Source organism: Paenibacillus sp. Soil750 (assembly GCF_001428045.1).
GTDB classification, from domain to species: domain Bacteria; phylum Bacillota; class Bacilli; order Paenibacillales; family NBRC-103111; genus Paenibacillus_E; species Paenibacillus_E allorhizoplanae.
Genome location: NZ_LMSD01000012.1, coordinates 483,597 through 499,371 on the forward strand (window position 1 = coordinate 483,597; position 15,775 = coordinate 499,371).

A 15,775-nucleotide genomic window follows, 5' to 3' on the forward strand; every position below is an offset into this window, starting at 1 on the left:
CGGCTCCCCCTTCTAGAATTAGTTCATAAAGTTCACGTAAATCAAAAATCTGTTCAGCACTACGGCAGCTTCCGCTCTTGTTGAATTGGAAGTTGGCGCGATCTGGTTGTCAGCTCTACCGTTTATTAGTCCAGCTTGCAAAGCTGCTGTAAGCGGCTGTTTCGCCCATGGACTAATTTGTGATTGGTCCAAGAACGACTTCAACGTATTGTGACTTGCGTCGATTTGCACCTGCTTCCCTGCTAGTTTCATCGCTGACGCGATCATGACGGCCATCTGCTCTCTCGTTATCGGCTGATTCGGCATGAACGTCTCAGGAGTGATGCCTTCAATCAACTTCGCCTGTACCGCCGCCTCAACAGCATCATAGAACCAATCGGTCGGCGCAACGTCGTTGAACGTAGGTTGAAGAACCGGCTTCGCTTGGTAGCCAAGTGCGCGAACGAGCATTGCAGCGAACTCCGCCCGCGTGACTGAAGCCTCTGGCATAAAGCGACTATCCGATTGACCTTGCAAGATTAGCTTGGAGGCTAACTTGTCAACATCGGCTTTGCTCCAGTGACCAACGAGGTCATCGAATGTTTTATCACCCTGGACGACCGTGTAAATACTGGTGCCGTTTCGCTTCATGCGTACTTCCGTTTGACCATTTGACCCTGTGATGAACACCGCTGGGACATAAGTCAGTTTGCCTGTCTCCGAATCATACCGTACGGCAGTTGCCCTATTCGCGTTCAGTTTCGATGTAATGAACAGGGTACGCTCCACATAGAGATTCCCGAATTGCGAGACTGGGACAATTGTACCATTCTGCTCCAATGTCACCTTATAATCCACAATCTGACCTAGTACTGAAACGTTGTGATGACCTGAAGCGTTCTTCACGCGATCTTCCAGTGTAGAATCCGCTTTTTCTATCGTGACGGACAAGGTACTTGTCGACGATTGCGACAGATTCTCCAAGGCGCCGCCAGGGATAAACAACGCCAATGGCAAGGAGATCTCACCTTGCAGCGATCGAATGATAACTACACCTTCAGGTGTTGTCCCCGATGCTTCTTGAAGGACGTTAGCCGGAAGCTTCACAACGAATGAACTGCTACTAATAGGCGGAGCAATGACGACTGCCGACGTTGTCGGAGACCAAGCTTGTTTAAGGGCATCGGCATCCACGAAAACCGTTGTAACTTCTCTTCCTTGGCTGTCTTTGCTTGTTTTTATCGCATCTTCCGATAGTAATATTTGAATGATGCTATCTTTCGATTCTTTGCTCGGAGGCGTCACAGGTTTCGATGGTTCGCCGGAGCCGGAGCCAGAGCCAGTACCAGTTCCAGAACCAGAGCCTGTTGACTGGTTCAATGAGACGAATCGCAGGGTCGTCACTTTCCCTGCAGGTGCACCAGTGGACTCATTGGCCGCCCAACGGACATAAAGTTCATGAAGCCCGTTAAAATTGATGAGCTTGAATATTTCAGCATCATATGGTGCATATTCGCTACCGTCCAAGCTGAATTCCAACCCAGCAGCCATCCCCGTCACCGTATTCGCAGCGTCATCCGCTGTGAGCTCAGGTGCCTTTGGCACCACATACACAGTGACCGCTGTTTGCAGCTCCGCGTGAGCCGTTGTTGCTGTAATGATCGCTTTGCCAGGCAGCTTCGCTGTTACCAAACCGCTGGAATCCACAGATGCGACCTTCTCATTGGAGGAAATCCAGCGAACAGTCGTATCATAAGCGTCCGAAGGTGTCACTTCCGCGTTAAGCGATATCATTGTCTGCTCAGCCTCTTCAGACGGCTGATCCAAAAACACCGCTTGCTCCACCGTACTCAGCTCCAATCCTTGCGGCTGAATTGGCTGACGATAGGTGTACATTTTCACATTATCGATCCATAACGGTGCATCCACCGCCCCATAAGACGTATAGATCCGGATGTTATCGATTGAGGACGACGATTCGTAGAAGCTGAGTCCCTCCTTCTGAAGTATGCCGTTTAAATAGACATTGACCTTTTGGTTCGCAACATCAACTTCCAATCGGATGTGATGCCATACCCCTGTTGGAACGGATCCAAGCGTATCCACTTTGCCATCCTTGTACAAGTAGCGCAGTGTGCCACTGGTTAACAAGCGAACAACCGTTTTCTCACCTTGTCGCAGTTCATAGAACGGTGTTTTACCGCTGTTTTTTTCTTTCAAATCCCATTCCGCCACGAAGGTGCCGGTTTGCTCCTCAAACGGTTGCTTGATCGAAGCACTAAACTTGTTGTCATTATCACTCAGCAGGATGCTCTTATTGTTCGGATTCGGATCTTCCACAACCTGTACAGGTGCCGTTGTACTCTCAGCTACTTGCCAGGAGCCACTTCCTGAATTAAAAGTACTATATACCAGCGTCTGCTCCCCAAAACGATACACAGTGATATCATCAGTGTAAAGGATTGCGTCCTTTTGCGACGCACCTGTTTCTAAGCGGATGCCGTTAATTGCTGTAACCGAATTAGCAAAACTTGCGCCAACTGCCGCCAATTTACCGTCCACATAAACATCATATTTGTTGTGCGGAATATCGATCGTCAGCCGAATTTTCGTCCAAGTAGCTGCCGAAATGGGTTGAATATAATGCTCGGCACCTTGTCCGTCAAGCCAATAAAGCGCACCAGAGCGTGTCACTAAGCGAATGGCAGACGCATCTCCGCTGAGCAGCTTGAATTCCTCACCTTTCGGACCATACGGTTCCGCAAACATCCATTCCACCTCGGCCAGCTCAGAGACAGGTGGGAACGTTCGGGTAGCAACGGCCGAGGCTTGATCGCTCATATCGAGCAGTCTAAGAATGTTGCTAGATTCCTCTGGCAATCGCTCGAGAGTCACAATCGTCTGTTGCTCGCTACTAACACTCCATCCACTTGGACCGCCACCGATGGCTTCCAGTCCATTGCCTTCGTTATCGAAGGCGGCGTACAGATTAGCCGAATGGTCTAGTTCACTGCTTACACCTCTCGGATTGATGATGGCTGGAATCGGCGGATGATCCGACGGTCTCGGCTTTGCAGGATCCGTATCGAACACCGCATGGAACGTACGTCCTACTGATCCGTTCACACGGACTACCAATCGAATCGTCGGGTAAAGCTGGGTGACCATAATCTGCGGATCTGCCTGCAGCATGCCTGCAGCGGAGCGATCCAATTCAAGCTCAATGGCACCTGAATTCTCCAACGTAGGATCAGAGACAGCGACCTCTAAACGATTATTCTCCTCCTTAATCATAACCGCAGCCTGTCTGGAGCTCGTCACCAAATCCGCCTTCACCTTCTGGTCCTTCCAGAAATTCACCGCTGTGAGGCCAAGTCCTTGATGTCGAACCGCCTGAGCCTGATCATTATTCACGAGTACCTCATAAGAGGGATGCTCTGCGAATTGCTTCACTTGATCAGCCGTTTTATTCGGCAAAATGGCATAGCTGTACGTTTGGCCCTGCGGGCTTTTCCCGTGGTCAAACCACAAGCTCAGGTAGTTGCGAGATACCGGTGCGGATTGGGCCACACTCTGATTAACATCGCTCCACCGACCCGTCCGCTGTTCCCGGAGCCCATTCATCGTCGGTCGATCCGGGAAATAATACCCGATATCCGATTGCGCACCGTTTCCGCTGAAGTGCATCCACTGCACACCCGCCATTCTCTCCGTCCAGCCTAGTCCGGAGGACTTTGCTTGCCCATCGACAATCAACGGATTATCGCCATTTGCATTCAGCTTGCGCTGTTCCACGATCGTCTCGATCGTCCGGTTATCGCTGCTCGAAATGCCAGATCCCAGCGCAATAATCTCGTCACCGAACATAAACCATGACTTATTCGCTTGCAGCGTCGTACCAATCTGTTTCAACTGCATGCCGGAGCTGCCGTAGGATCCCATCTCGACGCCACCTGCCCATGCATTCGCTGGCTTGCCTTCACCGTCTCCGTTCTGGTAGTTATCAAACACACGCGGTCTTGTATCTACCGTTGTGCCCGGCAAGCGATAACGGTTCGCTGTTGCCCAGTAATCTTCCATATATTGTGACTGATCGCCGTTATACAGGTAGGTCATGCCGTCGCCAGTATACCAACCTTCGCCATTTTCACCGTTGGTTAGCTCATAGGTCTGGATGCGCTTCGAGCTCTTACTGACGCCGAACGAATAGTCATCGCGAATTTGCAGACTTCTAGCCATACCCGCGAACTCATAATATCCTGCGGCTTCTCTATCTGGAACAATCGATGCGTCGCTTACCCAATGCTTCACAGAACCGATCAAATTCATGGAGGATAAGTAATTGTAGTAGTTAAACTGAGTCTGATCCTGCGTAATCCACGATTTCAGCATGCTCTTCAGCTTCTGCGCATCTTCCGCTGGTGCATTTAGTGCAAGCCTTGCGAGCGCTGACATGATACCTGCTGCGGTTTTCTGTGCATTATCTGATCCGCGAACAATGGATCTACCGTTCACCATATCCATCGTCATTCCTTTATAAATTAACGGGGCAACCCCATCATAGATCCATTTATAAAAGTTATTCACATTTGGATCGGTGATCGGCCAAGGACTGCCGTTCAGCAAGTATAGCAGCTGGCTGACTCCTTCCAGCATAACTGAGCCGTAACTCCCCGTGTAGGCGACGGATGTATGCATCACGAAAGATCCATCATCGTAAAAACCATCTCCTGAAGTTACATAAGCAAACAACGGGGACATTTCGGATGCTACAGCGCGTATGCGTGACTCCGATTTCAACAAAATAGCATCCACGAGTTTATACATCAAAATATCGGAACGATTCGCCCCTGTATAATAAGAGCTCGTATCAAACAAATTCGATTGGATATCTGGAGTGTAATGATCAATTGCTGCGATATAGCGAGTGATTTGCTCCGGTGTCAACGCATCGTACATCATCACGATGATATCTGTTATTTTAGCCGGAATGCCTATCTCGAAATTCCACCAGTTGCCAAAAGCCGTGCCTGTCTCGTTATATTGCTTGACATACACCCACTCCAGTGCGGAAACAATATCGTTTTGCAATTGCTGATTGTGGTACAATGCCCCGCCTTTCGTTGAATAGGCATACGCCATCTCGCGAATTCGCGAAATGTTGTTATGGATGGCATCGGAATTTCCGCTGCTCACAACGGAATCCGGCCACAGCACTTGGCGGTCTGCCGCTTTCTGCAAAGTCGACCAACGGGTCTGCCCGTTGGTTGTTAACGTGGCTACCTTTGCCTGCACATCGGTGTCTGCGGTATCTAAGCTATCTCCACCGTCAAGTCCGGCTTTGCGTTTCAATCTTAAGCGCTCGAATTCATCAGAAACTGTTGCTTTCTCAATGACTTTAATCATGGTGCTTGCCGTTTTACCTCCATCCACACTCGTCGCTGTAAGCGACGTCTCGCCAAGCTTAAGACCAGTCACTACACCTGCCGAATCGACAGAAGCAATCGTCGCATCGCCGATCGACCAGATGACCTGCTGATTGCTTGCTTGTGCCGGCTGAAAAGTCGGGACTAGCGTAATCGTGTCTCCTTTTGTTACTGTAGCCTGACTTGGCAAAGAAATCGAAGCCACGCCTGGCTGCAGCACGGTCACCATTGTCGTCGCGTTATGGTTGCCATCTTCACTTCGTACAGTAATCACGGCTTGCCCCGCCGATTGTGCAGTGACTAGCCCTTGCGCGTCGACTGTGGCGATCGCCGTGTTGTCACTTGTCCATGTGACCTTAGGATTCGTAGCGTTTGCAGGCATGATAACAGGTGTAAGCTGCGCAGTCCCACCTGCTGCTATAGTCTGCTCAGCCGGCAAAGCAATGCCTGTAACCGGCACATTATTGGAAACGGTTATGTTGGATGAGGCTACTTTTCCGCCATCCAATGCCGTTGCCGTAACCCGTGCCGTTCCAACACCCACACCTGTAACCACGCCATACGTATCGACGGTCACTGTTGCTGGGTTTTCCGAGCTCCAAACCACACGTTGATCCGCAGCATCTTCAGGCATTATCTGAGCGGTAAGCACTTGCTGCTTACCCACACCAATCGTAGCCGCGTCAGGCATTACGGAAACGCTTTCAACTTGCGCGTACGTGTAAATCCGCACATCGTCCAAATAGGAGCTTCCCGGCAGCGCCGTTCCTGTCTGTGTAAATTTTAGCGTGTTAATTGTATCCCAAGTAGCCCCTAATGTGACACCGGTTACAACTTGAACATCATTCAACAGCACATCCGCCTTTTTGCCGGTCTGATCGATGATCGCTTTGACGCGATACCACGTATTCGGTGCATATGTCCCTAAAGACGTATTCAAGATGGACATTTGCCCTGTTTCTGTGAGTGTGAGAAAGTTCTTCCATACCCCGCTTGTACTTTTCACATCCAGCAATCGGATATGCCCGGTGTCTTGTGCTCGTACCGATGCTTCCAACACTACCTTACCCGCAATGTTCAAACCGAATTTACCCGTGTACAGTTGCGTGCCAGCAGTACCTGACACCAGCTTCAAACTGAGATCACTCCGACCGTAAACGGCTTCCCCAACCGTATAATCCGTTCCAGCTTTGGCATTATACAACCCCCAATTCCCTCCTATTTCTGCAGCTGGCCCTGAGGTTGAAGGCGCCGTAGGGTACGTATTAAAGCTTGCCCCCACATAAGTGGTTACTGCAGCCTGTGCCGTAATTGGTCCTGTCATACTCAGTGGTATGAACAAATTGCTTACCATGGCGGCAATGAGGATACAAGCACTCCTCCTTTTGTTAAACATGGACATCTCCCCCTCTTGAATGGATACCTACATGCTCATTATAGAAGGCATATAGCGGCGCTCATATTTCCATTTCATCCAAAGGGCTTAACAAATTATTTCCCCCATGCACAATATGTCCACTTCGATTAACAAAACGGTTCAACTCTACGCCAAGGTCATATTTCGTATAGCCTTTTGTCTCGCAAAGGTTGTACTCTCGCATATTAGCCATTTACGCTCAACTCACAAAAAAAGGAGCTAAACGGCACCACGCCGTTTAGCTCCTTCCCCATTCCGACACTACCTCACTGCAAAATCAACTGCGCGACCGCCGCCAAATCCTCAATATCAACGATATGATCGCCATTAACGTCCATTTGCTTGTATTGCTCCCAATCAAGATCAGCCGATGTTTTACCGTATGCAGCAGCAACTTGGGCCAAATCTCCCACGGAGAATTTGCCATCGGTATTGACGTCACCAGGCGTTGCGGTATGCACGCTGGCTAAGAAAGCATTCAACGCAGACTGAAGCGCATTCACAGCTTGTGTGACTTGCTCAGTTGATGCACTTGCATCCACAGCTACAGCCTTAGCTCCATCGATCGCTGTCTGGAGCACTGCTTTGGAACCATTCGGATATTGTCCCGCAATGCTTCCCTCAAGTGCCACATCATGTTTGCTTTGTGCTTGTGAAATCAGATCGTTCAATACGGCTTTATTCACTAATCCCGTAATTTGAACAGCCAAGCTAGCTTGATCCAATGTCTTTTCTTCACCTGTGCCGTTCGCAAGCACAGCACTTGAAAGCAGGACCGTCGCATTTGCAGTACTCGTCAATGATTTGGCCTTCCAATTCAACTTAAGCATCGCGCCATTCACATCGGTGACGCCGATATTGGCAATAATCAACCTTACTTTGCCTGGTGTCACGGCTTTATCCACCACGGTAACCCCCGCATGCAACTCCTCCACAGAGACAAATTCGAGTTGCGTCGGATCATACGTCACGGTCAGATCCTCCGCGTAAACAGCTTCCGTAACCGAGCCAAGACTTAATGTGACGTTAAATGGCTGCCCGCTGGAAACGATAGCTGAACCTGTCCATGTGAAAGACGGCTCATCCACAGCAGGACCTATCGAGAAGTAATCAACATCTACAGGGATGGACGTACCATCTGTTGCTGACATCGCATAGAAGCCCACTTTGACATTCGATAAATTGACTGTCATCGGATCAGCTGCTTGCTGCCAAGCGGAACCATTCCAGAAGGATGTCGTATAGACATTGCCTACCTTCGCTATCATCAGATACACCGAATCTGTCCCCGGATGCTTCGCAACATTGGTTGCTTTGGTGTATACGGCATTTTTTTCAAATGCGCTTTCTAGATTTTTCCCAGTAGCACCCGTGGTATCCCACACATGACCTATACGCACATAATTATCTTCGTCCTGCCAAACGAGCAAACCACCTTGCTCATAATTCTTGTTCACCGAACCTGTGATTTTGGTGGTTATCACGAAATCTCCGGCAGGTGCATTTTGCAGAAATACGTTTTTACTTGCGTTGGAGTTTCCGAACATATCTCCAGCCAAAGATTGCAGGCGGATACTCCCTGGATTGGCAGTTAGACTCCATTTAGTGTTATCTGGACGGAAAATCGTCCAACCTGGCGCTAGCGTTGTGGAATCAAATGAATCTGTCGTAAAACCGTTAGGAATGGGCGCATGCACGGTAGATAAGATTTGCTGATGTGCAGCTACTAAGCTAACTAGTGCCCCTTGAATTTGACCTACCGTTGCGTTCACATCTTGATTAACCGCCTTAGCCGCATTTAATGTTGTCGTAAACTGATCAACAGCAGCTTGTGGATATGCGCCAGGTTGTGATCCGATGTGAATGGCGCCAAGGAAGCTTTCTTCAAGGGCAAGTTGCGCAAGCAAATCTGCTTTATTCGCTGTGCCGATCAACTCTCGGTGGGCTTTAGCGATCCGGTCAAAATCAAGTTTTTCCACTTTACGATCATACGTAAGCAGTCCGTTAATTTCATACTCCACATCTGTAATTTGCGTATAGATCGCTGCGTTTAAGCCATTTGCCTTCTGTTGCTTAAGAGAATCGATAAAACCAATATATTTATCTGTTATTTCCTGTTTGCTGCTCATTAATTGATAAGAGAAGGTAAGCGGCGTCCATTCATGTCCTGTCACATGCAAACCAAGTCCGCCATACTCACCAATGACAGATGCACGGTTCGCTGATAGCGCAGGTGAAGCAGGCGCTGGATAACTGTGCGCGTCGTTCAGATCGCCTACACTTGTATCCCACCAACCGCTGCTGCCGTTTATGAGGCGTGTGGAATCCCAGCTTTTCACTAGATTCACGGCATCTTTGGACAGTTGGCCGCCTTGATCGAATTCCCCCCATCCCTCGTTAAACACCGTCCATGTCACAATCGAAGGCGTGCTTTGAAGCTGGTCGACCATTTCCTTATATTCTTTCAACCACTGTGTTTTCGCCGCTTGAGAAATATCACTTCCTTTATTCCCCTGCCGATCCTCTAAACTAGGCATATCCTGCCAGACCAGCAAGCCCATTTTATCTGCCCAGTAATACCAGCGTGCCGGCTCAATTTTGATATGCTTGCGCACGGTGTTCATGCCGATCCGTTTAATCGTTGCCAGGTCAAATTGCAGCGCTTCTTCGGTTGGTGCGGTGTAAATCCCATCTGGGTAGTACCCTTGATCTAGCGGCCCCATCATAAAGACGGATTTGCCATTTAACAGTGTACGCATGACACCATCAACCAGACCTGTCTTGATTTCTCTCATCCCAAAATAACTATCTACTTGGTCAACGGATTGCGTCCCGTTGTTTAATGACACCTTGAGATCATAGAGGAACGGATCATCAGGTGACCATAATCTTGGATTTGGAACCGGAATCGCAATGTTCGTTCCTGGAGTTCCTGTCGCTGTGCCAACAACTTGCCCATTGATACTAGCAGTCGCTTTGACAGTTTCACCTTGCACGCCAGAAGCAGTCACTTTCAACTTTAGCACCTGGTTGGTTATATCCGGTACCATGTCTAGCTTGTCAATATGAGCTGGGGCAACTGGTTCCATCCAAACGGTTTGCCATATACCTGAACTTGATGTGTACCAAATGCCACCAAGCTTCTTCACAGTTTGCTTCCCTACCGCTTGATCTTCTCCTGAGTCCGTGTTGTCTAACACTTTCACGATCAATTCATTAGGTCCCGTCTTCAATTGATCTGTGATATCCAGGCTAAATGCCGTGAATCCACCCTTGTGACTGCCTACAAGCTGTCCATTGACATAGACAGTAGCCAAATAATCGACAGCCCCGAAGTTCAACTTCACCCGTTGACCGCTCCAGCTATCGGGAATCGTAAAGGATCGCTTATACCACATCAAGCTTTCCGTACGATGAATGCCGGATAGAATCGACTCTGCCGCAAATGGGACGAGAATCTTCTCTTTTAAAGTTTGACCGGTTGGAAGCGCATCGCTAGCTTTGGCAGCCTGGAATTCCCATTCACCGTTGAGATTCATCCATTGCGCACGAGCCAGCTGTGGCCTTGGATACTCTGGCAACACGTTAGCTGGATCCAGTTGTTCCGCCCATGGCGTCATAATTTGATACGTCGAGTCATTTTTCAAAAATTTGGAGAAAGCGCCAATGGCACTTCCGTCCCCTTGTTGAAGACCGCCATTCCCGTCATAACTAATCCCCACCTGTGAAACATCCTTGGAGTAAATCGGATTCTCAAATGTGAGCACGAGAACACTGTTATTACCTGATTGAAGTGCCGCGCTAGCAATTGGCCAGTTGGTTCCAGCGACATCCACCTTCAGATGCGTACCAAACCCGCCTGTAGGCGGAGCGGATAAGGCGTTATCAAAGTTGATCTCTGCCTTCGTTCCATCCTCGGAGATGCGGCCTGCGGATTTATAACCAGCTGGTGTGAACAACGCATCCGTAGGAATCGCCTGTTTAGCAAGCGAAGGACTGGACCATCTCACATGCAGATTAGATCCGCCTGTTGCTTCGAAATATTCGAGCTTGAAATCCACTTTCTGGCCTGCGACCAAAGCGATCGGTATGCCCGTTTGCTCTTTATCCCAATCATTGACCCAATGATCAAGCACAAGTTGGTTATTCACCCACAGGCGGAATCCATTGTCGCCAATAATGGAGAATGTATAATTTTCAGAATAGGCAGGAACGATCGATCCCGTCCATCTTACATTCACATTATCACTTTGCCCTGTCATCAACTTCAACGCTGTTTCCAAGGAGCTAAAATCCAAATTTGCGTCGACCGTAGTCGCTTTTAAAGTTCCAAAATTAAAGCTTGGTGAGCCTGAGCTCGTATAATAGTCACCTTTCAAGCCATGTGTTTCAGCTTCTGCAGCCTGAACGTGATGTGTAATCAATAGGGAAGGAAGAGCTAAACTCACAACCATGACAAGCATTAATAGCATTTTCTGCACGTCTTTGAACTTCATGCTTGAACCAACCTCTCTTATTTTAGATGCATAACGTATCAAATTTGGGGAGGCCTTACCTAGCTATGTATAGATTCATGTTGATATATTCAGTCTCCTCGTGCTGCCTCCTTCCTTTATTTCTCAACATTGGAACTTCTTTATTATAGAAAACGCCGTTCAACATGTATTTACATTAATAGGATTTTTTATGTAAAAATCCCACATATAACGATACAAGTCGTATCGTAAATATGCGGGATTCCAAAGCTCTATGCTTTACTGCGAAATCATTTGTGCCATTGCTGCAAGATCAACTAAGTCAATTTGACCATCATGATTAAAGTCTAGATTCTTCAATTGCTCCCACGATGCACTATTTGACAATACACCATAGAATGCTGCTAAAATGTCTAAATCATCGGTGGAATATTTGCCATCGTTGTTGAGATCACCTAGTAAAGGTATAGGCACAATTGTATCTGTATCGTCTGTTGGATCCACGTTGACTATTGGAACCGTAAGTTGCATCGTGTGTTGGGCGGTATCTAGCGTTGTTTCTACCCCATGTTGATCAGCGATGATAACATTTGACAAGGAAATGACAGTGTTCGCTGTGTTGGGAATAGACTTGGCTTTCCATTTCAGCTTAAGTAATGAACCATCAAGGTTTAATTTACCTACTTTCGCCATTAGCAAACGCACTTGACCTGTCAACTTCGATTCACCAACTAATACAAACCCTTCTGTCAAAGCCTCAGCACCCATGTATTCCACTTGGCTAGGATTATATGACACAGTTACATCCTGTGCGTACACACTTTGTGTAACGTTCGCTATACCCATCTCTAGATCGAAGGTCTGATTCGCTTGAACGGCATCCGGTCCTGACAAGCTAGCGACAGCTGGCAACGTAGGCTCAGGTGCTTTCACTTCCAGCGGTCGAACAACCACATAGTCCAGTTCATAAAAGCCTTCGCTTTTCATAAACTTGATCGTGTTCGTCCCCTCCTGGAGATCGACTGTTAGAGGAATTGCCATGAAGCGTCCCCAGTTTTGTGTACCCTGAAGCTTTACCAATTGCTCCTCGCCGTTAACGAGAACTTTTCCCGTAGCCGCTGTATAATCGCCGCCATTAGCAAACCAAATATCCATGTTGTATGTGCCAGCAGCAGGAACTTGTACCGCGTTGAAAAGAACATAGCTGTCTGGATAATCAATCTCTCCGACATAACTGCCACCCGAAGCACGATTATTATTCGTATTCACTTTCGCATGGCCAATTTGGGCTTGTTCAGCTTCATATTTCATGGTCATGGCTTCTTCTGCTTGTTCCGTCACCTCTGGGAAATAGGTGACTCTCAAATTCTCAGCGCCATAGGGCACTAAAGTAATGTGCTCAGTTGGTTCTGTCGATAAGATTGGTCCTACAGGCGGTTCAGTCGCTTCGACGTTGTTGGCCGATTTCCCCCATGTTGGAATTTTCTTCGCCTTCGCAATCAATTTAATTGGGCTTGTTGCTTGGATGAAAGGATTCTCTGGCATCTCACCTTTCACGACTTCAATCGATTGCTCTGGATGTTCACGGTCAATCACTAATCCATAGTTCCACGGACTGCTCGATGATACACGATATTGGTTGTAGCCAAGTGCTCCTGCATCAAAGCCTGGAATGGCGCCAATCGGATTAGATTGAACCTGCCAATTTTCTTGGATTTGCAGGGAGAACACAAGCGGTCCGCGTTCAATTCCAACCGAATTATTCACCCAAGTTGTTGTTTTCAATTTCATTGGCACCGTTAGCACAACACGGTCGCCTGTCGTCCAAGTTCTGTCGATCGTCATATATTCACCAGCAATAACGCCTTGCTGAGCTTGACCATTGACCGTTACGGTCGGTTGATTCGACCATGCAGGAATCCTTAACTTAAGCGGGAAGCTTACGGCTTCCGACGTTGTCACATCGAATCCGATTTGCTCTTCGAATGGATAATTCGTCGTTTCATCAATCGTGACGTTTGCATTTTTGATTTTGGTGGAAACGCGGTTGGGTCCATACGCAATAATACCGAGACCACCATCCGGTGTGGCGCCCCACATATTTTTCACAAAATACGGCCAGCCCATATGCATATTAAATCGGCAACATGGAAAACCCGATGTCGGAGACGGCATCGTCCCATTCTCATAATTCTGTTTATAACCATGATCCGCAATGTTGCTCTCGACCTGATTCGGTAAGGAATAATACTGATGGTTCTTCAACTCTTTATCCATAGCGCCAGGCAAGGAATTGAAGGCAATCTTCTCAAGTGCATCGCCTATATGCGGATCACCGAGAATCATCGCTGCTTCTTCGTTACTTTGCATCCGTTCTGTAATGGCACAGAGCTCTACACCTTGTGTAGCTCCAATGCCTGCCAACATTTCGGTGCCGGATTGCATCCCCGTGATCTGTTCATGCTTTGCCAAATTGCTTACGCCTTGTTGGAAAGCATCACGATCTTGTTCATCATGCGATCTTTGATAGTAGATGGTTGGCATCTTGATTGCTTCATTCACATTAACGGCATGGGTCGGTTGGAAATCATTACCGAAGTTTTGAAATTCATCTTTGGCATAAATATCGGAAATCGGATAACCTTGATCAGCTAATGTATCTGCTAATTGGAGCAGAAAAGCATCTTCCGTTCGATTATACAACCAGAGCACGGTGTCAATATTATCGCCTACGCGAATTTTGCCCCAATCTCTTAACGGTCGATCCGGCAATTGAGCCACTTGATAATGAAAATATTTCGTCATGAACGGAAGGACACGCCCATCATTGGTCGCTTCATAATAATCTTTCATAACATAAAGTGCGACCATGCGGGGCCACCAATCATCACTGCTCGCAGGCCCGAAAGAACCATCCGCATGCTGACTGGCCAGAATCGCTTCAATCCATTTCTGAGATTTCGCGATGAGGTCCTTGTCTTTTAACGTGTAGGCCAAAGGAACAAGCCCTTTCAAGTAGTAAACCGGACGCTCCCAATCGGAATCTGGCGCTGTGCCGCCAAGCCAAGCTGCGTTGGTGCCGAGCTCACTATACAAATCCTCTGAATAGCCCGTAGAGTTGTCACGCTGAAGTTCAAGTTGCTTGAGCAGCCAGCCTTTCGCCTCTATGGAACCCAATGGAAGCGGAGTAAATGGCGTTTGCACTAGCGGACTTTTATTCGCTACAGGTGCTACGAAGGATTGGTCAGGCACCACATATTCACTCGCAATATAGTTATCGAACTGCGGAACCGAACGATAACTTCTCAAACCAATGCCACCCTTGGTGTACTTATCCGCACTATCATCGGTATAGTCGATAATTGGCTTTTGCGTATCATTGACATACACTTTGATTCGATTTTGATAGGTAACAACCTTTAAATGATAAGAACGGTTCGTATCCACACTCGGCAGTGCTTTTACCGTTTTCAGTGCCTGCCAGTTGTTGTTCATTCGGCCAAGAATAACAGTACCATTATTGCTTAATCCCGCGTAATAGCCACGGACATTGTCTGCGCCAGGTGCAGCACTTTGCGTTTTGAACAGCACGCCCGCATCACCAGTTCCATTACCGCTAGGTTGTTTAATATCGGTTTCGAGGGTCATATCCTCAAATTCCGTATCTTTGACAAGCGCTTTATAGCCATCGCCGCTATTCACTGTAATCGTACCCGCTTGCAGCTTCCAACTGCCATCAATTTGATTCCACTGACCAAGACTTTGCTCTGCCTGCGTTTCGAAAGTATCTTCGAATAACGTGCTTCCCTCGGTAGATTTAACTACGAGATTATCGTAAGTCGGCAGCGAATTGTACATCCTTACCCCGATGTTACCCGATGTATACGTACTGTCGGACTGCGTCAATACTAATACATCGTTCACATAGACGTTGATTAGATCGCCAACAGCAGATACTTTCAAATGGTAACTCGTATTCGGATTAATCGTAACTGCAGCTCGTTTGAGCTCCGTCCAGCTATTATTCATGCGTCCAAGCGTCACGACACCTGTTCCGTTTGCACTAATACCTGCATAATACCCCTTCACATTGTCGGCCCCTGGCGTCGCGCTGATCGTTCTAAACAATACGCCCGCATCACCTGATTTGTCAGCCAAGCTGATATCACTCTCTACGGTCATATCACCGAACGAATGTTCTTCACTCGTAATCGCCTTAAATCCTTGTCCTTTGGCAACAGTCAGTTTACCCGCATCAATTGCCCAAGGCCCTTCGATCACATTCCATTTACCATCAATCGTCACCTTATCGAAATGATCAGCAAAGTAGCTTGGCAGGGGTTCTACCTCCGCTGCTTTGGCAGGAGGGTATGGCGAAATAATGGTCATATACAAGGCAATAACTAATAATTGGACGATAAACGTCTTTATTTTCATTTCCGTGAGACCTCTTTTCCCTTATAGAATTATTTCAGAAC

The 15,775-nt window shown here is 47.8% G+C and carries 3 protein-coding genes; all 3 read right to left on the minus strand.

Annotated features, from left to right (window positions below; all coding sequences use genetic code 11):
• Positions 1-18: 18 nt before the first annotated feature.
• Positions 19-6,801 (minus strand): polysaccharide lyase family 8 super-sandwich domain-containing protein, encoded by a 6,783-nt coding sequence (locus ASL11_RS14395; RefSeq protein ID WP_056615262.1) that lies wholly within the window; start codon positions 6,799-6,801, stop codon positions 19-21.
• A gap of 287 nt (positions 6,802-7,088) precedes the next feature.
• A complete protein-coding gene (locus ASL11_RS35435) occupies positions 7,089-11,318 on the minus strand; it encodes a PA14 domain-containing protein (RefSeq protein WP_063795572.1) in 4,230 nt (1,409 codons plus the stop codon).
• Between the two features lie 258 nt (positions 11,319-11,576).
• Positions 11,577-15,734, minus strand: coding sequence for a family 16 glycoside hydrolase (locus ASL11_RS14405; protein WP_056615264.1), 4,158 nt, complete (start codon positions 15,732-15,734; stop codon positions 11,577-11,579).
• Positions 15,735-15,775: the final 41 nt, after the last annotated feature.

Excerpts from the sequence above, each read along its gene's own strand:
- ASL11_RS14395 (WP_056615262.1), bottom strand. The coding sequence starts at position 6,801 with ATGTTTAACAAAAGGAGGAGTGCTTGTATCCTCATTGCCGCCATGGTA.
- ASL11_RS35435 (WP_063795572.1), bottom strand. The coding sequence starts at position 11,318 with ATGAAGTTCAAAGACGTGCAGAAAATGCTATTAATGCTTGTCATGGTT.
- ASL11_RS14405 (WP_056615264.1), bottom strand. The coding sequence starts at position 15,734 with ATGAAAATAAAGACGTTTATCGTCCAATTATTAGTTATTGCCTTGTAT.